Annotated in this window: 15 protein-coding genes; 2 read left to right on the top strand and 13 right to left on the bottom strand. The window is 52.3% G+C overall.

Going from position 1 to position 22,559, the window contains the following annotated elements; translation table 11 throughout:
- Positions 1-181 precede the first annotated feature (181 nt).
- Positions 182-2,962 carry a glycoside hydrolase family 2 protein gene (locus tag CHH75_RS21510; RefSeq protein ID WP_095399125.1) on the bottom strand — a complete coding sequence of 927 codons (2,781 nt, stop codon included), beginning with the start codon at positions 2,960-2,962 and terminating at the stop codon, positions 182-184.
- Positions 2,963-3,109: 147 nt separating this feature from the next.
- Here CHH75_RS21510 and CHH75_RS21505 point away from each other — a divergent pair, with 147 nt between their 5' ends.
- A complete protein-coding gene (locus CHH75_RS21505) occupies positions 3,110-4,045 on the top strand; it encodes an ArsR/SmtB family transcription factor (RefSeq protein WP_095267732.1) in 936 nt (311 codons plus the stop codon).
- Positions 4,046-4,138: 93 nt separating this feature from the next.
- On the opposite strand, the gene CHH75_RS21500 is transcribed toward CHH75_RS21505, so the two are convergent.
- Positions 4,139-5,110, bottom strand: coding sequence for a hypothetical protein (locus tag CHH75_RS21500; RefSeq protein ID WP_095267731.1), 972 nt, complete (start codon positions 5,108-5,110; stop codon positions 4,139-4,141).
- Positions 5,071-5,682, bottom strand: coding sequence for an RNA polymerase sigma factor (locus CHH75_RS21495; protein WP_095267730.1), 612 nt, complete (start codon positions 5,680-5,682; stop codon positions 5,071-5,073). Before CHH75_RS21495 ends, CHH75_RS21500 begins: the two co-directional genes overlap by 40 nt.
- 226 nt (positions 5,683-5,908) lie before the next feature.
- On the opposite strand from CHH75_RS21495, the gene CHH75_RS21490 reads away from it, so the two are divergent.
- Positions 5,909-7,285 (top strand): helix-turn-helix domain-containing protein, encoded by a 1,377-nt coding sequence (locus CHH75_RS21490; RefSeq protein WP_095267729.1) that lies wholly within the window; start codon positions 5,909-5,911, stop codon positions 7,283-7,285.
- Positions 7,286-7,468: 183 nt separating this feature from the next.
- On the opposite strand, the gene CHH75_RS21485 is transcribed toward CHH75_RS21490, so the two are convergent.
- From CHH75_RS21485 to CHH75_RS21440, 10 genes are all read right to left on the bottom strand, one after another.
- Complete coding sequence (locus CHH75_RS21485; RefSeq protein WP_095267761.1) at positions 7,469-9,274, bottom strand: adenine deaminase C-terminal domain-containing protein; 1,806 nt, start codon at positions 9,272-9,274, stop codon at positions 7,469-7,471.
- A 43-nt stretch (positions 9,275-9,317) separates the two neighbouring features.
- A complete protein-coding gene (locus tag CHH75_RS21480; protein WP_095267728.1) occupies positions 9,318-10,376 on the bottom strand; it encodes an ABC transporter ATP-binding protein in 1,059 nt (352 codons plus the stop codon).
- A gap of 17 nt (positions 10,377-10,393) precedes the next feature.
- A complete protein-coding gene (locus CHH75_RS21475; RefSeq protein ID WP_095267727.1) occupies positions 10,394-11,185 on the bottom strand; it encodes an ABC transporter permease in 792 nt (263 codons plus the stop codon).
- A 4-nt stretch (positions 11,186-11,189) separates the two neighbouring features.
- Positions 11,190-12,011 (bottom strand): ABC transporter permease, encoded by an 822-nt coding sequence (locus CHH75_RS21470; RefSeq protein WP_095267726.1) that lies wholly within the window; start codon positions 12,009-12,011, stop codon positions 11,190-11,192.
- 126 nt (positions 12,012-12,137) lie between these two features.
- A complete protein-coding gene (locus CHH75_RS21465; RefSeq protein ID WP_095267725.1) occupies positions 12,138-13,067 on the bottom strand; it encodes a nucleoside hydrolase in 930 nt (309 codons plus the stop codon).
- A 27-nt stretch (positions 13,068-13,094) separates the two neighbouring features.
- Positions 13,095-14,177: an ABC transporter substrate-binding protein gene (locus CHH75_RS21460; RefSeq protein WP_095267760.1), complete on the bottom strand. Its 1,083-nt coding sequence runs from the start codon at positions 14,175-14,177 to the stop codon at positions 13,095-13,097.
- A 334-nt stretch (positions 14,178-14,511) separates the two neighbouring features.
- On the bottom strand, positions 14,512-14,853 hold the full coding sequence (locus CHH75_RS21455; RefSeq protein WP_095267724.1) for a Na-translocating system protein MpsC family protein: 342 nt from the start codon (positions 14,851-14,853) through the stop codon (positions 14,512-14,514).
- Positions 14,854-15,025: 172 nt separating this feature from the next.
- Positions 15,026-15,553: a TlpA family protein disulfide reductase gene (locus CHH75_RS21450; protein ID WP_095267723.1), complete on the bottom strand. Its 528-nt coding sequence runs from the start codon at positions 15,551-15,553 to the stop codon at positions 15,026-15,028.
- A 314-nt stretch (positions 15,554-15,867) separates the two neighbouring features.
- Entirely contained in the window at positions 15,868-21,000 is a 5,133-nt protein-coding gene (locus tag CHH75_RS21445; RefSeq protein ID WP_095399124.1) for an S-layer homology domain-containing protein, read from the bottom strand.
- Positions 21,001-21,366: 366 nt separating this feature from the next.
- Positions 21,367-22,356 (bottom strand): alpha/beta fold hydrolase, encoded by a 990-nt coding sequence (locus tag CHH75_RS21440; RefSeq protein WP_176475632.1) that lies wholly within the window; start codon positions 22,354-22,356, stop codon positions 21,367-21,369.
- Positions 22,357-22,559 lie beyond the last annotated feature (203 nt).

Raw genomic sequence — 22,559 nt, 5'->3', positions numbered from 1 at the left:
TAGCGGAGGCTACAATTTTAATATTTATTACTTCCTTATAAAAGAGGCCGTCCCTAGTCATCTACGATGACTTTGGGACAGCCTCTTTCGTGATTCGGTCAACCCGGAAGCCCCTGGTCGCCTTCTATGATGCTTGCCTTCTTACTGCCAGCCAGCCAGACATCGGTCTGCCGCCTGGATGTTACCGGCAACGCACCTGCAGATCCAGCGGATAGCGGCCGGCATTGCGGCCGTACAGACTGATGCCGCCTTCCTCTGCCCGCAGCTCCAGCTGGAAGCTGCGCTTGTGGTTCAGCGACGCGGCCAGTCTCCCCGGCACCTGTGCCCGGCACAGGTATCCGTAAGAGCCGGCTTCCTCAAGCCGGTTATGAACCGGCTGGTAATGCCAGGAGAGCACGCCGCGGCTGTCGGCCGGATCGTCCATCAGCACGAACTGGCCTACTTGTTCACCGTCCACCCAGACCGATACGCGGGAAGAGTGCATCTCTTCATCCGTCATGTAATAGGTGCTCGGATTGTATTCCACGTTAGCCGACGCCCCGTGCATATAGTCCGTACCATCCGGATTCAGCCGCTCGCCTTCGATATTGCGCGCCAGCAGATGCTTCGCCCCGGCTTCGAACAGCACCTCAATATCGCGGATGAACGGCATTTCTTCCTGACCCGGAAGCTGGACGTCGTAGACGAACCGCCCTTCGCCACCGCCATTTACCTTGGCGCCCTGGAGCGCATCCCACATATATTCGAAGGAGTGCTCGCGGAAGTCGCCGACCGGAATGCGGATCGTTGTTCCTTCTCCATCCGTGTCCCCGTCCTGTGCCCCGCGCACATCAAATGTAATAAAGTTCCGCGTCACTACACGCCCTTCGGCATCCAGGAGCCGAACGCCCAGAACGGCTACCGCATCCTGCTGCGGCATCCGCGGGTTCAGATCCGCCAGAGGGGATACGCCGTAACCCTTCCATGCCACATCCAGTGAACCCGAATCGGAGACAATCCGCGTCCCCACATCGTCATGCGACAGTTCCCACTCAAGGCGGAGCTGCTGACCATGATACTGATCCGAGTAGCTTGATCCCAGCAGCGAGACGGCCACCGTCGATCCCTGTTCCACCGTTTGGCAAGGCGGAGCGTCGATAACAACAAAATCAGCCGTATGCAAATCTGCAATCGTCATACCGGGCACAAAATCCTCATATCCGAATTTTTTGTCCGTACCGTCCAGACGGTAGTACCCGTTAAACTCATTTGTCACGTCGCGGAACTCCGTAAATACGAAGCCGCACATCTTGTCATGGCGACGGAACTCGTTCAGCATGTACCGGTAGTGCCAAGCCAGGTCGCTGTCGCCAGCGCCGCCCTGAATGCCCCACACATTGCCGCATTCGCTGTTCATCAGCGGCGCGTCGCTTTGCACATTGCCGTCGATATAGTTAAAGCTCGATCCCGGATAGGTCTTCTGCACAACCTCCTCCAGATGCTCCCGAACGACCTCATATCCATTGAGATAGAAGTGCCATGTATTGATGTCCGACTCGACATGATCATAGTTGCACGGGGAGTTGTCCTCTACAATACGGGTCGGATCAAGCTCCTTGGCCCATTTGTACTTGGCTCGCACCCATTCCTGGGTCTCCGGCAGATAGAATCTCTGCTGCGATGCATCTCCTGTGACTCCGGCAGCCTCGCCATCCGTGCGCAGACCCCACGTTTCATTAAACATCACCCAAGAGAAAATGGAAGGATGGTTCCAGTCGCGCTGGATCACCTCTAGCGCCTCGCTCTCATAAGCGGAACGCGCCTGCTCATCCGGATTGCCCCAGAAGCAAGGCATATCCTCCATCACCAGAATGCCCAGCTTATCCGCCCAGTACAGCTTGCGCGGTTCCTCCGGCTTAATGTGAATACGGACAAAATTCAGCCCGAGCCGCTTCATCAAATAGATCTCATCGCGCATTTCCTCATCGGTCGGATACGTAAAGTAGCCTGTCGCATGATAGGACTGATCCAGCGTGCCGTTCAGGTAGACCGGCTTGCCATTCAGCGTAATCCAGCGATAGTCCCGCCCTTCGAATGCGGCTGTGCCGATCTCGCGTATGCCAAAATACGTATGAACCACATCTTCCCCGAACGATCCGGACAGACGGAGCGCGCCTTCATACAGATGCGGGTTCTCCGGGCTCCATAGCTGCGGATCGCTCACCTGAAACCGGGTCGTGTGCTCGTTCAATCCCTGCTCCAGCTCCCACTCATCCTTATGGCTCACTGCCCCTTCTCTGAAAGACAGCTCAAGCTCTGCCTTCCCCGCTTCATGCGCATGAATGACCGTGGTGAGCTGAACCGTTCCGTCAATAGCCGTCTCAAACTTGAATTGACGAATATGCGTATGCGGTCTAGACTCCAGCCATACTGGCTGCCAAATGCCCCTGATCTCCCCGTACCCCTGCTTGCCCCGGGTCTGGTAGTCATGATCATTATCCTCCGCACGCACGACAATGACATTCTCCTGCTCTGCTTGCCACACAGCGGTCACATCGAACTCGAACGGGCTGTAGCCACCCTGGTGAGCGCCAACATGTTGGCCGTTCACCCACACATCACAGCGGTAGTCCACGGCGCCAAACTTCAGAACAACATTCGCCCCCTCTTCAGAAGGCTTCCATTGCACCGCCCGCCGATACCAGCCGACGCCCTTCGTGTCGCTTCCGATACCGGACAACGGGCTTGCCCAGGAAAACGGCACCTGGATCTCGGAGTCGAACAGAGCCGCCGCACCGCCAGCCCGCTGCGCATATGCTTCGTCAGAGCCGCTTCCTTGCTGCGTTGCATCTGCTGCCGAATCTTCAAGCTGGAATGACCATTTGCCGTTCAGGTTCAACCAATCGGTTCGTTCAAAATCCGGTCGAGGATACTCCGGACGCGGGATTTCTGTAGAAATGGCAGGTGCTGCAGGGATCGCCATAATAACAACACAACCTTTCTTTGGTTTCAATTTGCCCCTATTCTAGCATCTATATATAAAAATCGCAATGTATATTATAAATTTACAATATATAAATTTCAGTGTACACTTGGAACCATACAATCTCTTCAGTAAAGGAACGAGACGATGAGTGAATGGAAACAGGAAACCTACCGTTATCCCGCCTCGCGGATTGTAGAAGTAGCCAAAGCATTGTCTAGCGATGTCCGGGTTCGGATTCTCGAAGCGCTGGGGGAAAAACCGATGAGTGTCGGTCAACTTGCCGAGGTGCTTGGCGTTGCGCAGCCGACCGTTTCCATCAATGTTCAGATGCTGGAGCAGGCCGATCTCGTTGTGTCCAGTCAAGGGGCGAATCGGGAGAAGATTTGCGCCGTCACCTGCCGCTCGATCTTCCTGGAGCTGCCGACCAGGCCGGGTGAGGGACTGCAGCGAATCGAGGAAATTCATATGCCGATCGGCATGTTCTCACACTGCTCAATTGAGCCTACCTGCGGCATGGCCGCGAGGGACGGATCGTTGATCGGCTCGCCTGACGATCCGCGCGCGTTCTACATGCCAGAGAGAACCGAGGCCGCACTTCTGTGGTTCTCGGGAGCGGGCTATGTCGAATATTATTTCGCCAATCCGATGCCGCCCGGCGCCGCACTCGACGAGCTTCGCCTGCGCGCGGAGCTGTGCTCGGAGGCCCCTTCCTTCAATTCGAATTGGCCCTCCGATATTTCGCTGATCATCAACGATCTCCCTGTCGGAACGTGGACGAGCCCCGCCGATTTCGGAGACCGCAAAGGCAAGCTCACCCCCGAGCGATGGAGGAGCGGAAGCGAGTACGGCCTGTTGACCGAATGGCGCATCACCGGCAGCGGAAGCCAGGTCAACGGACAGGATGCGAGTCCTACGACCATCGGGGACCTGGAGCTGTCGTTCAACCGTCCGATCCGCGTACGCTTCGAGGTGAGCCGGGATGCTGCTCATCCCAATGGCATGAACCTGTTCGGCTCCGGCTTTGGGGATCATCCCCAGGACATCGTGCTGTCCTTTGTACGCAATCATGAGGGAGCCTAGCTGGGGCACCTCCTTCACAGCCGCAACAACCAAACAACCCCCGGTGCCATCCGTATAGCGGATGGCACCGGGGGTTCGTTGTGCAGCATGAGACTATAAACCGTTATTCATCAGTTCCTCGGCCAGCTTGAGCAGCTGTTCCTTGGTTAATGTTTTCCCGCCATCCATGGTCAGGGAGTAGTAGGCATCCTGTTCTTCGTTGTACCAGTTCAGATAACGGTATTGAACATGCTCCTTCTGAACATCATTGTAAATGATGGTGCGGGAGCCCAGTTCTAATACTTCGGCCTCATTCTCCGCCTCTTGCTGAACTTTGACATCCGCGCCGTACAGCATCATGGCATGGATGCCGATATGCGCCCCTTCCAGGGAGTATATCCCGCTTACCGACGACGCTCGCGTCCACGGGATCGACGCCATGAACAGGCGGCCTGCCTCCGACTGCGCCCTGGCTGTCAATTCGGCGACCGTGCGGTTGTATAACGAGACATCCCCGTCAATCGAATTGACCGTGTAATAGGGCCGTACCGTGCCGTAGTCAAACAGGTATTCTCCGATCTTCTCCGGCATCACAGGGACGTCCACTCTGTTCATCTCCCGGACAAACGCTCCATAATCCTCCAGCTTCCGCTCCTTATAGGCGAACTTCAACGAAGCCTGCTCTCCGGCAGCCTTGGCTCCGCCCACACGTTTGTCCTTGACGTAATAAGCGATAAGCTCTCCGGGCTGCGCCTCGGCCAGCACCTGCTTCTTAAACTTGTCGTCCCCTGACGCGGCCTCCGGCCTGGACTCCGGGGAGACGTACTGAACCTTGACTTCTCCGGCTGCGTTCCGTATCTGAATAAACTCGGCGGTCGCGTAAGCCGTTGCTGATACCAGCAGCAAGACACACATCCCCATTACGGCGCCCATAGGGCTGAGCAGCCTCCGCCATGGCCTGGAAGACGATCTGTGATGAATTCGCTGCATGACCCTCTCCGTCACATCGATGTTTGGCAAATGCTCTTCACGGGCAAGCTTTCGTATCATATTTTCGTGCTCATGACCGAATTCGGTTCTTGGCATGTCATCTCCTCCTCTGCAGCCATTGCCGCCTGCACCTTTCGTTTGATTGTTGTCATCCGTTTCGTCAGCGCATTCGCGCTAATATGCAAAATCTCACTCATCTCGGCAAAAGACCGCTGCTCCAGCACACGCAATACGAGGATGTTTCGTTCCTCCGGCGTCAACTCCGCCAGCGCCTTCTCCAAGGGATAGCTGTACAGGCGTTTCTCCATCTCCTGCTCGGGACTTGCGGCCAGAAGCGACGGTCTGAAAATGTTCATGATCTGCCTATGCAGCTTGCGCCTCCGCAATAGATTCAGGCAGTGATTGCAGGCGATACGGTACAGCCAAGCAGAGAAGCTGACTTCCGGCCTGTACCTCGAGATCGATTGGTAGGCTTTCACCATAATATCCTGAACAGCGTCCTCCGCATCCTGCACATTGCCCAGCATTCTGCAGCAATAACGGAATATCTGCTGCTGATAGGCATCGATGATGATAGCAAACCGCTCGGTTTCACCCCGCTGGACACTCGCAACGACGCTCTCGATCTGCCTGGCGTCTTGTTGATTTTCCTGTAACGTGAGACCCACCTCCTTTAGGTATCTATCTGTATAACAATTAACGAGTGAAAAATCTGCCTGCCAACCATCCTGATGCGGCCGCTATTTTTATGATGAAGAGAGAGGTTAACACCGGATTTCGGTTACCAGATTTAATTACAGAAGGAAATATTGACCAATGTAAAATTAGTATATATTATTTTGATATATGTGGTTTATTAATCCAGATAATGGATTTCAAAGGATGGTGTTCTATATGGTACTGAACACAATACGAGCAGAGATATTAAAATACATACAAGACAATAATTTAACCCTGACTCAGTTCGCTGCTAAAGCTAACATCAATTCTGGATCATTAAGCCGAATCGCGAACCAAAATCAACCTCTTTCCGTAAGTCAACTGGATGCTATTACCAAAGCTATGGAATTAGAAGAGGATCACTTCTACTCCCGCTTCGCCGAGGAGTGCTTTACCTTGGCAGCACCGAACTGGCGGAGACTGCGCCCTTTTCTGATCCGCTCCGCGGAAATTGGACGGCTCGACTGTATTGAAATCATTTTACATAATCTGCTGGAGGACATCAGCTATGGTTCTATGATTTTTGATGTGGCAGAGGAACTCTTTGCCAAGGATATGAAAGAAGCAGCAAAGCTACTCTACCGCGGTGTAAGTATTATTGAGAAATATCAACACTCGGAGCGGCTGGCTATTTGTCATTACCGTTTATTTCTCCTCTCTTTAGGTGACGATCTCAAACAGAATTTACGCGCCGCTACTTTGTTCGAGCCCTATGTAGACCGCCTGGATGAAATTGACCAATTAGAAGGGTTAAAGCATCTGGCTCATGTATATGCCTCTTTGCATGAGTGGGGGAAGGTTAATGAATTATCAGAGGAAATGTATCGTATTGCATCCATACAATATGATCTCTTGCTTCGCTCCAAATGCAAACACACTGATCAAAAACAACCCGCTCGCCCTATATATTTTTATATGCTTTATGCTCGACTGTTGCAATCTGGCGTTTACGAGCATTTCGGAGAGTATAAAAAAGCAATATATTATGCCACATTATATTGCAATGCTGACAGTTGGATTCAGGAGGATTCGGAAGAATCCAGGATTGTTATTAAGCAATTTAACGAGTTCTCCACCGCCAACCAGTATCTATTGCGCCTACTATCCGGAGAAACAGAAATTTTGCAAGATTACATTGAATATCTATCTGAACGACCTGACGAAATTTTTGTTGGTCTTTGTTATATAGTCAGAGCCGCCAATAAATATGATTGCAACATTGATTCGATTTTAATCCGTTTTCAGGATTATATTCCCTATAAGACTTATTACACCGTGTTCGGAGAATACAATAAACCGATCATGGCTGAGCAATATGCACAATTCCTAGCTGATCTAGGAAAATACTATTTGCGGAATAATCAATCAAATGGACTAGATTATTTACTTGAGGGATTAGAATTCTCTGCTAAAATAAATAGTGAAGCAACTATCATAAGATGCCTTACTATGTTTAACCAATATAGAAACATAGCTGACTCTGCTCAACAGCAAAGATTTAAAAAATTAAACGAAGAGGTGTGTACATCTCATGAACAAAAAGTTTACTAAAATAATTGTTAGTGGCGTAATATTACCTGCTGTCATTACAATCCCTACTATATTCCTCACTTTGTTTGTACACGGTATAGGCGGAGGTTAGAAGCTTTAAACGCCGACAACAAGACCCCTTGACCGCGCCTAAACAAGGCACGACCAAAGGGTCTTTCGTCTATAAAATCACACAAGAAAAGATCAATCCACTATCAACGGCACCACTTTACCGGCATTCACATCAATCAGGCCATGATCCGTGATCTTCAAGGCCGGGCTGACGGCAAGCGAATGCGTGCTGAGGGACATAATCGGGTTGTAATGCACATACCCGAGTGACAGCATCGCCGAGCGAAGCTCCTTCACCTGCCGGGACACCTCAGTCAGCGGCTCTTCCGTCAGAATGCCGCCCACCGGCAGCTTCAGCATGGAAAGCACCTGCCCGTCCTCAACCACACAGAAGCCGCCCTGGCTCTCAATTACCTGGTTCGCAGCCAGCACCATGTCAGCCCGATTCCGTCCAACAACCAGCAGGTTATGATTGTCATGTGAATAGGTTGTGGCAATGGCCCCGCGCTTAATGGTGTCGCCTCCAATGAGACCGTAAGCACGGTTGCCGTTCATACCGTAGCGCTCAAAGGTCGCGATCAGGCCATACTCGCTGCCTTCCCACTGCAGTTCTCCGTCAACCGCCTTCACCTGGGCAATATGCTCTTCAACAAAGGTAGATCCGTCCTTCACCATCATCACCCGGCAGCGGAATACATCCTCTTCCGGAACGGCAGCCGAACCACTCTCCCGGACAGCTTCCGTTCTGCTATGCACCTGATCCCCAGCTCTCGTTCCGTTAACCCTGTCATTGCCGCCGGCGTCGGCGACACGGATCACAAAATCATCCGCACCCAGTGAAGACAGCTTCACACTCCGGTAAAAATGCGGCGGGAACTGTCCGCTGCTGCGCTGCTGCTCATAAGGCTCTGATGCGTCGTACACCTTCCGTCCATTTTTGTACACCCGCTCAATCGCCAGTGCGCTAATATCCGACAGCAGCATATAGTCTGCCACCTTGCCCGGAGCAATGCTGCCGCGGTCGGTCATTTTCATGCGCAAGGCCGGGGTGGATGTCGCCGCATAAATCGCATCCTCAGGGCGCATGCCCATGCTTATTGCCTTACGAACGATATGATCCAGATGCCCGCGCGCAACGAAGGTATCCGGCATCACATCATCCGTAACAAAGCAGAAATGCTGAGATACCTCATGCTCCATTAAATATTTCATCACTTCCGGCGTCATCGATTTCTCCTGAATCTCAATGAACATACCCGCTGCAATTCTCGCCTCCAATCCCTCAATACTCTGATGGGTATGGTCGGAATCAACTCCGGCATAAATCAGCCGATGCAGGTCCAGTCCTAGCAATTTCGGAGTATGTCCTTCAATGACAAGGTCCGGATAGTTCTGGCGGATATGTCGCAAAATCTGATTTGTCTTGCAATCAGGGTCCCGGATAACATCCACGTAGTTCATGATCTCCCCGAGGCAGATGATCTCCCCCGTCGCAAGCAGCACATCCATATCCTCAATCTCGATGGAGCCGCCAGTTGTCTCCATCGGCGTGGCCGGAACGGAGCTAGGAATGGAATAGAACATGTCCACCACCGTCTCGCGGCTGGCGGCCATCATCTCCTGCACCCCTTCCAGTCCGAACACATTGGCCATCTCATGCGGCTCAGCAACAATCGTAGTGACCCCGCACTGAAGCAGTCCATGAGAAAATGTAGCCGGCGTCACCATCGAGCTCTCGATGTGCAGATGGATGTCGATCAGCCCGGGGATCATATACTTCCCCTGGCCGTCGATCACCTCATCCGCCTCCAGCAGCTCCGGGCCGCCGGGCCCGATATACATGAACTTGCCATTCAGAACCGCTACGTTATTCGGCTCGAATCTTTTATAGGAACTGTTATACACGTTTACATTCACAATCAGTTGATCTGCACGCATCGGCATAATCTCCTTCTTCATCTGCTGCTTCCTGCTGCCTGCTCTATTCCACGAGCACGAGCTTGTCCTGCGGGAAAATCAGGTTCACCCGTTGCCCGCTGAAGTATGGCGTCTCCATCTCCTGATTGGCGGTGAAATCACCCAGCTCGGTCTCAACGACATACTGATAGCTGCGGCCCAGGTACGTGCTGACCTTGATCATCCCAGGCAGCGCATTCGCGGCCTCCTGGCCAGTATCTCCGCTGACGATGAGGTCGTCGGGACGAATGGCGCCTTTGCGAGCGCCTGGACGCACCGTTCCAGGATTCGCGGTTGCCGTGAACAGCCGGCCACCCACCTTGAGCGAGATCGCATCTCCTGCATCGGACCGCTCGTCAAATTCAATAAAGTTGTGAAATCCGATAAATCGTGCCACAAACTCAGTCGCAGGATATTTGAAGATCGTCTCCGGACGATCCAGCTGCTCCACAATACCCTTGTTCATAATGGCCACCTGATCCGAGATGGAGAAGCATTCCTCTTGATCATGGGATACGTACAGGGTCGTAATGCCAAGCTCCTGCTGGATGCGGCGAATTTCCACCCGCATGTTGACCCGAAGGTTGGCATCCAGGTTGCTGAGCGGCTCATCGAACAGCAGCAGATCCGGCTCAATCACCAGCGCCCGGGCGATCGCCACCCGCTGACGCTGACCACCCGACAGCTCTTGCGGAAACCGCTTCTCGAAGCCGTTCAGGTTCACAACCTCCAGCATGCGCATCACCCGCTCGGAAACATCGCGGTCCTTCACCTTCCGCATCCGCAAACCGAAAGCGACGTTGTCATAGACGGACAAATGCGGGAACAGCGCATAGCTCTGAAACACAAAACCGAAATTCCGCTTATTCACCGGAACCCGGGTATAATCCTTGCCACCGAACAGGAACTTGCCCTGCTTCGCTTCCAGGAAACCTGCGATGAGGCGCAGGGTTGTTGTTTTGCCGCAGCCGCTCGGTCCGAGCAGGGAGAGCAGCTTGCCTTTTTCCAGCTCCAGACTGAAATCCTTGAGAATCGTCTGGTTGTCATACGCGACCGATACCTGGTCCAATGTCAGCAATGCCATCACTTGTGCGCCTCCAATTATCGTTTAGTGAAATAAGTCAGTCCGCCCATAATCCGTTCAATGAAGAACATGAGCAGCCCGGTCAGCACCATCAGCAGCACAGATATGGCCGCAATGGTCGGGTCAAAATAGTTCTCGACATACGTCAGCATCTGAATCGGCAGCGTGCTTACGCCCGGCCCGGTCATGAAGACCGAGATGTCCACGTTGTTGAACGACTCCAGAAAAGCGATCAGCACCGCTGCCAGAATCCCCGAACGGATATTAGGCAGCACCACCTGGAAGAACGTTCTCACGCGTCCCGCCCCCAGACTGAGCGCCGCTTCCTCAACCGCAAAGTCGAAGCTCGACAAGCTGGAAGCAATGACCCGGATGATGAACGGCAGCATGATAATCGTATGGCCAATCAGCAGCCCGAGATACATCGGCAATTGGTACACGACGATCAAATATTTCATCAGGGTAAAACCAAGCACGATCCCGGGAATGAGCACCGGGGACAGGAAGATGGCGTTCAGAAGCGATTTGCCTTTGAAATCATAACGGCTCAGCGCATACGCAGCCGGGATCCCGAGGATTAACGCCAGCAGGTTCCCAAGCAGCGAAACGATGATCGATATTTGAAACGTGCGGATAAATCCGCCTGTCTTAAAAATATTCTCATACCAGCGAAGCGAAAAGCCCTCTGGCGGAAACTTGAGCACCGTCCCGGGCTCAAATGAAGTGACGGATATGATCAGCAGCGGCCCTAACAGAAAGATAAAGACCAGCAGGCTGAACAGGCCTAGACCGAAATGTTTCTCCCGCATATGTCTACCCCTTCGGATTCAAAGTTTTGGCCATTCTGTTCATGACGCCGACCACAATAAACGTAATGGCAATCATAATCGCTGCGATGACCGAAGCCAGGTACCAGTCATTGAGCGTCATGGCATTCTGGTACAGGAACGTGGCGATCACCCGCTGCTTGCCTCCAAGCAGCGCCGGCGTTGTATACGCGGTCAGGCTGCCTACGAAGACGAGCACAGCCCCGATCACAAGTCCCGGTACCGCCAGCGGGAATACCACCCGGCGAAAGGCTGTAAAGCGCGAGGCGCCCAGGCTCTGGGCTGCCTTAAGCAGATCCTGATCAATATTCTCCAGCACCCCGACAAGAGAAATAATCATCAGCGGCAGGAACAGATGTGTCAAACCAATCATCATCGCTGCCGGAGTGTACAATATATCCAGCGGCTGATCAATCAGGCCAAGCCCAACCAAGGCATTGTTGATCAGCCCTTTGCGCCCCAGAATGATCATCCAGCTGAATGAGCGCACAACCGGGCTCGTTAACAGCGGAAAAATCGCGAGCGCGAGCAGTATCCCTTTCCGCCGCGGCGCCTTGCGCGAAATATAGTAAGCCGTCGGAAATCCGAGCACCACACACACCAGGGTGGTGACGACACTGACCTGCAGTGTTGTCAGCAATATTTTCAGAAAGTAGGGGTCCTTGAAGAAATGCAAATACCCGTCAAGGGTGAACGCATTCTCCTGAACAAAAGTCGACCCGATGGTCAGGACGATCGGAATGACCATGAACGCCGCCAGGAACACAAATCCGGGCAGCAGTAGCCAGTACACTGCTGATTTTTTCATCGTGATACTCCTGTACATTAGGAATGAGTGTTATAACATACCAAACATCATTACATCAATATCCTGTTGTTCTGCTGCATGCAACGCATCTTGCTGTTGATCGCGCCGCCCCGAAGGGGGCGGGGATCAGGAATTCAGAACCCCGATGAACATCTCCAGAAACCGATCGGCATCCACCGTCTCACAGACCAGCAGGTTGGGCTCCTGCCCCAGCCGATTCTGAATGTCGCACACCATTTGTCCATCACACAGCCGGCTTGCGGTCTCGACGTCCACATAATACTTCCTGCGGCCCACCAGCTCCGGATTCAGCGCCACGCCCACAGCCAGAGGATCATGCAGGGCACAAGCCCGCACGCCATTCATCTGCTCATAGCGGTTGATGTAAATCTCCGTGCTCTTCGCCACATAACTGCGAAGTGTTGAATCCGTCAGCTTCGCGATGGCCGCATCGTTCAGCAGCGTCTGCCTGGTGACATCCAGGCCGACCTGTGTAAGCTGATCGATCCCGGCATGCAGCACCATCCTGGCCGCCTCCGGATCGGCGAAGGTGTTATATTCCGCCGTCGGGGTCACATTGCCATGCCCGCGTACGACACCGCCCATGAAGATGACCTCTTTCAGATAACGAGGCAGCTCCGGACACTTCATCAGCGCCAGTGCCAGGTTCGTCAGCGGCGCGGTCATGATCAGGGTGACTTCACCCGGGTATTTCATCACCTGCTCGATGATGAAGTCCGGAGCGAATCCTTCCTGCGCCTGCTTAGACACAGGCGGCTCGGGCAGTGCCCCGCCGAGCCCGTCCTGGCCATGAACGCGGTGCTCATAATGGGACTTGCGAATCAGCGGGCTGGCCGCGCCGGCAATCACCGGCACGTCAGTCGCATCTATCAGCTCCAGCACCTTGCAGGTATTCTCTGTCGCCTGCTGCAACGATACATTTCCGCAGACGGTTGTAATCCCGAGCATGTCCAGCTTGCGGCTTTTGACGGCCAGTATAATCGCCAGCGCGTCATCAATTCCGGTATCTACATCAAGGATGATCCGGCTATTCATATTCAATCAGCTCCTGTTAGCAGGCCATTAGCGGGCAATCTCACGGTTCCAGCGATCCGTCCACTCTTTGGCCTTGCGGTTTACAAACTCCATGTCCAGCTTGTTCAGCGATTCCACGAGCTCCGCACCATACGTAATGCCCTCCGCCTCTTCCGCTGTCAGCTCCACCTTGGTATTGACCGGAGAGTCTACCTTGGCTTTAGCCGATGCAGTCTGTACTTCCTGGCTCAGCTGCCAGTTAATGAACTTCTCAGCCAGCTCTTTGTTCTTGGTGCCCTTCACGACATTGATCGTATTCATAACCGCATAACCGCCTTCGCTTGGCGTAACGAATTTGGCATCAGGGACAGCCACCTGCAGATCCTTAAAGTACATCTCCATGATCGGGCCTCCGGCAATCTCCTCCTGAGCGAACATGTTCACGAATTCAGAGGTCTGGCTGTAGAACTTGACGATGTTGCCGCTAAGCTCTTGAAGCTTGGCAAAAGCCGCCTCCTCATCAAAGCTGTCTTTGCCTGCAGCATACGATGCCGCATCCACAACCATCGGACCTGCTGTCGCCGTAATGTTAGGCATAGTCAGGTTGTTCGCAAATGCCGGATCCCACAGATCGCTCCAGGACGAGACTTCTATGGACACCAGGTTTGGATTGTAAGCAATCCCGAGCTGGCCTACCGTGTACGCGGGCCCATAATTCTCACCGAGCGGAGCTTGGGCAATTTCATAGATATCGTTAACGTTTGGAATGTTCGCGCGGTCAATGAATTCGAACAATCCTTCATCAATGGCCTGCTGTGCATAATAATCCGACAGATAAATCACATCAACCTCGGATGTGCCTTGACGAACCTTGTTCAGACGTTCCGCGTTGTTGCCGACCTCAACCACGATATCGACATTATGCTCTTTCTCAAATGGACCGAACACTTCTTCGTTGAAAAAATCCTCAGAGAATCCCCAAGTAGAAACAACCAGCTTCGTTGGCGCCGCAGCGCTGCCGCCCGTATCTCCTGCCGTTTCATTATCACTTGTGTTGCCTGCACCACCACAACCTGCCAGCAATACCGATGTCATAACGACTGCAGTTACCCCGCTCAACCATTTTTTCATCATTGTTCTATAGACCTCCTGAAATATAATGTTAGTTTAAGGTTTGGCTTGTTTCTTCTCATCCATCCTCTGATCGGTGGAATGATCGCATGGCTAAGATGATCCTGCCCCGTCCCTCCTTTTGCCCCTCTGAGATGATTTCTTATTATAAAAAAACAAAAAGAAAAGCATTCTTGTAGAAAACAAGAACACTTTTCTTCGTAAACAAAGGAAAGCGATACCCGCCAGTCAATCGTATCATCGGTTTTTGCCTCAGAATCAATCCGAAGTCAAACGCCATCATATGAAATTGTCAGGGATTGTCATCCTGTGAACCTTCCGGGCCTTGAGACCGTCAAGACTTCAAAATGACATTCGTGATCGCCCACTGTGTAGACGCATCATAATCCCGCAATATAGCTTCAATGGATAGCCCCATGTGCTCCTCCAGCTTCTCCCGGAATTTCTTCTTATACAAGACAGACATGCGGAAGTCCACTTCCAGCTTTAAGCCGGGGGCCTCCCCTTCCAGGGCGTCGGAGCGCGGCGAGCGCCGGTGTTTCGCATAGAAGGTCACAATATTCTGATCGATGCTCACTCTCAGGAGAGTGGTACCGAAGCCGAACAGTTCCTTCGAGATTTCATTGTAATACTGGCACATCTTCTTCTTGCTCTCATTGCTGTCCAGCAGTTCCATGATACCACCTTCATCATTTACTACCGTACATTCGAAGCGTTGACACGTTTGATTATACATAAATATTCGGCATTGGGCAAGCTTTAAGAACAATTTTAGCTTCAAAAAACCTATAAAACCCGAACAATGAAGGTTTAAGCAACCAGGGAATGTCCGGCATTAGCCATCCGAATCAATGATATCCTTCCAGGAAAGAGACAAAAAGCTGCTCTATGGTATCGATATCAGTTGCCCCTACAAGCTCCTGTATAACGTTCCCCTCCGAATCGAAAAAATACAGCGATGGAAATCCGTTTCCGGCATATTGAGCGTATACCTCACCGTCTTCATCGAGCAAGATAGGATATTCGATTTGAAACGATTGAACATATTGCTTCACTTCACTTTCTTCATCACGGTGAGCAAGATTAATGCCATACAGATTAAGTTGGTCCTTGTATTTCTCGTGTAGCGTGACCATCTTGGGTGCATCTTCCTGGCAATATGGGCACCATGATGTAAAAAACAACAGCACCGTCGGCTTCTCCGCAAAATCAACGGTCACCGGCTCCAGATCCTGAAGGCGATTAAGCGTCAGCTGTGCAGCAGCCGATTCCCGAGATTTCGCCGGAGCCTTATAATCCGTCACTACCATAAGAACAGCCGCGATAAAAGCCAGCAAAATGATGCCTGTTCCAATTAGACTCCATTTTCCCCTCATAAAAGCTCCTCCACCCTTTAAATATCAGAACCTGTAATTCCTATCGGCAATAAGCCATCGTACCTTTAGGTGAAAATGATATTGCCTAATCAAAAGTTTACCACCTAGTACAATTGATTCCAGTAACAGAGATTACATGCCTGCATGATGTACGCAAAAAAAACCCATAAGAAGGCCACTTATTAAGAATGTCCTTCCTATGGGTTTGGTTTCAGTCACATCTTGTCCTCTATGCAAGCCGTGCATAGCCCGGACATGCCTGGATGGCTTTCAAAGCAAAGCGTCTGTCTTCTTGCGTCTCCGCCTCGCTTCGGTTACTTCACATCATCCGCGATGTTTCGGATCCATTGCTCGCTTCCATCCGCTTGACGCACCGACTCATGGGAGATGGTGGCCTCCTGGACATCCCCGAATGCCCAATGCGACTTCGGCATATCCGGGAACAATGGTTCAAGGCCTTGCAGCGGACCACGATACAGCATCCGGTTAATCAAGGTCACCGCTTCAGAACGTATGATGGAATTCCGCGGCTTAAAGGATCCGTCCGGATAGCCGCTCAGGAACTTATTGCGATATAAAGCTTCGATCGCATCGGATGCCCAGTGTCCATCGATATCGTTAAAGTGCATCTCTCCTGACTGGCTGACCTCAAGATCAAGGAATCGCGTCATGACCATCGCCAGCTCGCCTCTCGTCACCTGAACATCCGGACGGAAGGTGCCGTCAGCAAATCCGTTGAAATAGCCATGCTTGGTTGCAATTCGAATATAGTTGGCAGCCCAGTAATCCGATGGAACATCGGAATAAGCTATCGGGGTATCCAGCACGCTATTCTCCGTCAGACGGGCAACAATCGCTGCCAATTCAGCACGCGTCAGGGACCGGTTCGGTTTGAACTCCCCGTCCGGGTAGCCGAGAATGTAACGCTGGTGACTTAGCGATTCATAGCGCGTAGAGAAGACTTGGATCTTCAACGAACCGCGCGCTTCCGAAGCCCCCTGTCCGTTCGCTGTGAAGCTGCCTTTGATATCAAACACCGCTTCCTTGCTATCCAGCTGCGGCCATTTCAATGTCACGATAAACTCCCCGGACTGCTGGCCTGCCAGACGTCCGATGCTCCAGGATATCGTGTTGCCTTCCACCTGACCGCCCTGGGCATCAATCACTTCCGTGCCGTCCGGCAGCGTGATGGTAATTACACCCCCTTGCAGAGGAGAAGCAGCTTCGTTCTTGTACCAAACACGCAGTTTGGACTCCGACCCTTCCTGAACAAGATTGCTGTCTACCGCCAGATCCAGGGATACGGCAGGCTGTTGAGGGCTGCTCCCCGGCTGAGCCGGACTTGATACGTCCCCGCTCGCTGGCCGATATAACTTCACATCATGTTTGACGATATCCCACTCTACGGAAATCGTCTGGCTTGTGTAGCTGTTATAGCCGTCCTTGCGAACAACCAGATAATAATCAGTTTCAGGGTAGACCATGTAAGCATAGAAGCCCTTCGAGTCACTCTTCTGGCTCGGACTTTCATTGTTTTTAGGTTCAAAACCAGGCAGCGGCGGCAAGTATACCTTCGTGTCCGGTGTCACGCCGTTCGCCTTGTTTCTTGCCGTGTTGGCATAATACAAGGTTACATCAGCGCCCTCGATCGGCAATTGGGTATGGCCGTCTGATATGGTTCCGTACGGATCTACAAGATCTTGTACGAGATTCACTTCCCCGTTGGCTTTCAATGCAATCTCTGGATAGCGGATCACATCCGGATTCTGTGGATCACGCTTCCCGTTGATCGCAATTTCCTTGTACTTGCCGGTCGGTCCATGCTCGTCATAAATCTCCATCTCATACCATACTTCAAGCACATACTTCTGCCCGGCTTCCAATCCGTCTGCGGTAAAGACACCCTGTTTACCTAACTCGAACGGCTTCTTGGAGCCGGACGCATCCGTAATATAGACGCCATTCTCATCCTTCAGATAAACCTTCATGTTATCAATCATGCTGTTGTTCAGCAAACTGGTGAGGCCGTTGCTCTTCTGGAACAACACCATGCCTGTGACCGTCTTTTCCGAATCAAACACTTCACTGTTGCCAGCGATTTTATCGACTCTCGCCTTCTGCGCATAGGTTACTGGCGTCGGAACGCCGCCGATCATAACTTCCCGGGTAAATTCCACGTTGTACGTGGCATCTCCCTTCGGAACAGGCAACGAGTAGGCCCCGTGCTCGTCCGTTACCACGGTTGCAATGAAGTCGACGCCCGCCTCGATGATGCCATCGCCATTTAGATCAAGTGTAATCCGGATCGGAGTATGGGCGACAGGACGATGAGATTCGCCTTCTGTAATCATGCCTCGAACGACAGCCGGCTGGAACGTAATCTGAATGTTGTCCTTCCCGTACAATCCTCGTGCAGGCTCATCCACGGTTGCGGTGACTTCAATCGTCTCATTGTTCACGCCGCTAATCTTTGGTGATCTAAACACAACCACCGCTTTGCCGTCTTGGTCCGTTACCGCCGTATGTGGACCCACGAACTCGCCCTGACCTGCGGGCGCTTCAAAAGTCACCGCGACCCCTTCCACCGGCTTTCCGTCTCCGTCCTTCACGACAGCAGTTAATTCCGTCGTTGATTTACCGTCCCCTGGAATGGACTCAGGCTTCGCCAGCAGTGTCAGGTTCGTACCCACCACCTTGAACTGGTTATCCTGCAGCTTCATCTCCGCAGGGAGTGATTGCCCGGCTCCGTTAAACGCCTCGAATGTAACCAGGTGCAGGCCGGCTGCCGTATCCATCGGAAGAACGCAATTTCCTGGAGCTATGCCCAGCGCCATGATACAGTGGCTGTTGCTCCAAGTCCGGTACCCCGCCGCCTCGGCTCCTGCCGGATTGACCTCGGTCAGCGGAACCACAACCCCGTTCACGATGGCGTTTACCTTCTGCGCATGCAGGGAGCTGACAGCGTTAAGCGCGAGAGGTTTGCCTGGGATGGCAGTAACGACCTCGTTATCTCCCTGCTGCTGATCGCCTACCCACCCATCGAGGGTACGGTTAATAACAATCGTCACTTCAGCCGGTTCGCTGCTCTGATGATATACATCATCCGTTACGGTGAACCGGAATGAATCTTTCCCGCCAACGAAGCTTGGATCCGGACGATATATCCAATGCTGGCTTCCATTTGCGGAGGGCTCCAGCGTTCCTTTAGCCGGTTGGCTGATAATGTCATAGGCCAGAACGGCACTCTCCGCATCCTCTCCCGTCAGGATCACCGGAATAACACCGGAACCTTCCTCAGCTTCGATGATTTGCGGGTGAGCAATCGGTCTTCCGTCATACGTAATCGTAATGCTGCCTGGCTGCTCCGAGAACTGCTTCCCGTCCTGTGCCCTCCATTGGGTCACAACCGGAGGGTATAGTGGCAGATCCGCTGCAGGCGTAAAGATAACGGAGGCCAGGGTAGCGTAATCAATCGGTCCCGCAATGTCCCGGTAAGTGCCATCGGTTACCGTAGTATACTGAAGCTTCCCTATGGATGGATCCACGTTGACGATGTCAATGAGTTTCAGGTCGTCTCCATCCGCATCGGTCATTTTAAACTCTACTGCTGGGATAACGACCGGCCTGCCTTCAAGTCCTGTCTTCACGACATCCAGAGCGACAGGAGGATGGTTAATGGTAATCGTGACGGTTGCCGGATCTTTCGCATACTGAAGTCCGTCTGATGCGTTCCAGGAAAACGTCACCGTGCCCGTCTGGTTCGCACTCTCCGGCACATACGTCAATGCCGGCAGCTGCGCCCAAGGGATCTCCATTCCCTGCGTGACCGCTGTCTGTCCGAGCATCAAAGTCCCGGTAGATGGCAGTGAAAGTACTGCCACATGGTCAGGTTGCAACGGTGCCTGGTCATCTTGTACCGCCCGGTTTATGCCATCTCCCACCGGAACAGCAGTTGTTCCCTTGTTCACTGGGATGTTGACATTGTCCAGTACTGGCGCCAGGTTCGGCGAAATGACGACTTCGGCATTGAATTGTGCGTACTTCTTCTTGTCCTGATCGTAACCATTCCACTCGAAGGTGACCGGTTGATTGAACCCGCCGCTCGCAGTCGGGATAAATCTCAGGTTCCCTAGCTCCGCAGCATTCAGCTCGTCCCCTGCGGCGACATCATCTTGTCCGAAGACGAGGCGACCGGTGGACGGATCGGGCAGCGTCACGATTTTAACTTTTTCAAGTGTGTTATCCTGCCGCCCATTGATCTTGAACAACTTGTCCTCGAAATCGTTCAGGCTAAACCATGTCGGCTCATACTGAGGTCTGTTGTTCAGCTCGATGTCTTCGACCTTCGGATCAAATGTAGACATCGTATAGATATGCTGTACCTCCATCGGATCGATGTCGATACTGATTGGCGTATTGTTGACATCCTTCGGGCTTTCTGTGAGCGCTCCCCCATCCTCATACAAGATCACGTTAAGCGTGTATTCTTTATTCGGATCGAGCCTCACGTCCTTCAGGACGATTTCATTTTTGTTGAGTGTGTTCGCCTGGCCGCCTCTGATCCGCTTCTGCCCGATGGCCAGGTTCTGATCCACGACATCCCCGCCGATTGTAGCCTTCTCAATTAAGCTGACCTCAATGGAGAAGTCTCCGTTCACCTTCGGCATAAACTCCGTATTAACAATGAGTTCATTATTGACGCTGCCGGGTTCAAGGCTTGCATAAGTAATCTCCCCTTTGCTGCGGGAGCCTCCGTTAATAACAAGCTGCCCCCAGTCCACCGTCATCTGCCAATTGGAGTTGGGATTGCTCGGATCTTGATAGTAGTGATGAATCGTAATCCCTACGTAGTTCTCTCCCTGCACGATTTTGCCGGCCTCGATCGGGAGTACCGTCGTATTCCACTTGGTGTCGCTGCCCGAAAGAGCTCCGACATAAGCGTCTTGGTGCATCTCATTCATATAACCATTATTCGGAATGTTCGCACCGGGAATGGGATATTTCCACTGCGTGTAGCGCTGGTTCATGCGGATATGCTCGGGATTGGACGAGAAATATACGCGGTCCCATTCGCCGTTGGTGCTATCGTTATAGTTCCCGTCTTCCTCATCCACATCATAAGCGCGAATAAGCAGGTAAGCCTCGGCATCACCCGGTACCGGCTTGTCCACATCGAATTTAAACTCGATTGGAAACTTATCATAGTTGTCTGCCGGGGAATTGTTCTGATTCTTGATCCCGATATCCAGGTCTCCATCTATTCCGGTTGAACCCGGCCCTCCCCAGTTATCATGGTCGACGAAGTAAGTAACGCCTTCAACAGCCCCTCCCGCACCTGAGCTGCTGGCGACAGCGGCGGGGGCAAATGAACTCAAGACGATGGCAATCGTCAAGAGCATCGACAAATACCGTCGGCCCCTCCGTAAAGATGATCTGGTACTCAACATAATTCTCCTCTCCTCTTTCCCCTTGATTAGTGGCACTCTTTTGTATATGTCTCGCTAGCTGCATTCATCAGGACAATGGATGCGACCTATAGATTGTGATCGTTCTCCCTTGTTACTAAGTACCTACTCTTTGTTACTTTCTTCCTAACTTAGTAATGATACCAGCTGCATCTCTACAAAAACTCTACAATGCCAAAATGAAATCAAAAAAAATCCCGGCTCCTTTTCTTCTTGATTAAAGGAACACAGGATTTTTGATCAGCACCAATCGGTCGCGTCATAGATCAATGAACAAACGCCGCATGGTCAACCTGTAAAATCTACTTCCCTTATCCTCTTATTACGCCTCATTCATCCGCTCTTCGACTATACCAGCACTTCTTCTGTCATCAGCCTCATGAATCTGTCCGGCTCTTCGAAGCAGGCAAGATGCCCGGATTTCTCGAATACGTCCACATGGATGCTTGGCGCTTTAAGCTGTTTAACGTATTCCATAATGAGGTCATGACATATTCGATCATGCGCCCCAGCCACAAAATACACCGGAACCCGAACTTCCCGAATCTGCTCAAACAGATTATGTCCCACAAATTCATCCCAGAGATGCTCGTTGCTAAACGAGAACCCTTTCATGAAACCTGACAATTCGGGGGTAAACAGATTGCTGATTACATTGATCTGAGTCGGACTTTGCTCAAAAGCGACGCCCCCCAGCTTTGTCAACAGCTTTCGCTGCTGGACAAAATCACTCATCGTTTTATATAGACCGTTCCTCGGGGCCCCCATACGCTCCAGCACTGCAACTGCCTTTTTCAGTCCTCGCTTCTCTGCCTCCTGATATACCCATTCATACGAGCGTCCTTCCTCTGCCGCGCGGTCTGTCGGCTGATTGATGCCCACATAAGCGCGCACCAGCTCCGGGTAAACATTGACAAAACGCAGCCCGAACAAGGCGCCGAATGAATGACCCATGACAAACAGTCGACGCTGCCCGAATTTCTGTAGAAGCTGGACCGCCAGCTCGCGGGCATCCTTAAGCAGATGGCCGATCGTCATTGTTTCAGGCGGGATTCCGGGCTGATAGTTTTTCCCCGCTCCACGGTAATCCCAATTCACCACCGTATACTTCTCTTCGAGCCCCGCCAAATATCTGCGCTGCGCTCCAGTCTGCGAAGCTCCTGGCCCGCCGTGAAAAAACAGCAGCAGCGGATTGTCGGTGTCATGCCCCCGCAGGACCACCCATTGCGGGAAGCCTCTGAGATTGAATATCTCCATAGAGGCGATGCTCTTCGGCGGATGGCTCCCGTCCTTCGACCGGATCGGCGGCGTGTACCCATGAACAATATGAAACGACATTGCGGTTCCTCCCTTATTCGACCTGCGCTGTAGGAAGACAGACAATGAGTGCTTAAGCATCCTACGCGCGATTGAAGTAAGGGTAGCAAAATTCGAAAAAGATAACCTCCGTCTCCGGGCGTTGATCTAACCCGGTCCGGAGGCGGATTATTCGCCCGCCTCCTGCCTTTGCGCCACATGCCGGGCTTGATGCTTTGCGCTTC

Source organism: Paenibacillus sp. 7541, from assembly GCF_002276395.1.
In the GTDB taxonomy this organism is placed as follows: domain Bacteria; phylum Bacillota; class Bacilli; order Paenibacillales; family Paenibacillaceae; genus Paenibacillus_AQ; species Paenibacillus_AQ campinasensis.
The sequence above is the reverse complement of the archived record's forward strand: the minus strand, read 5'-3'. Positions and strand labels throughout refer to the sequence as shown.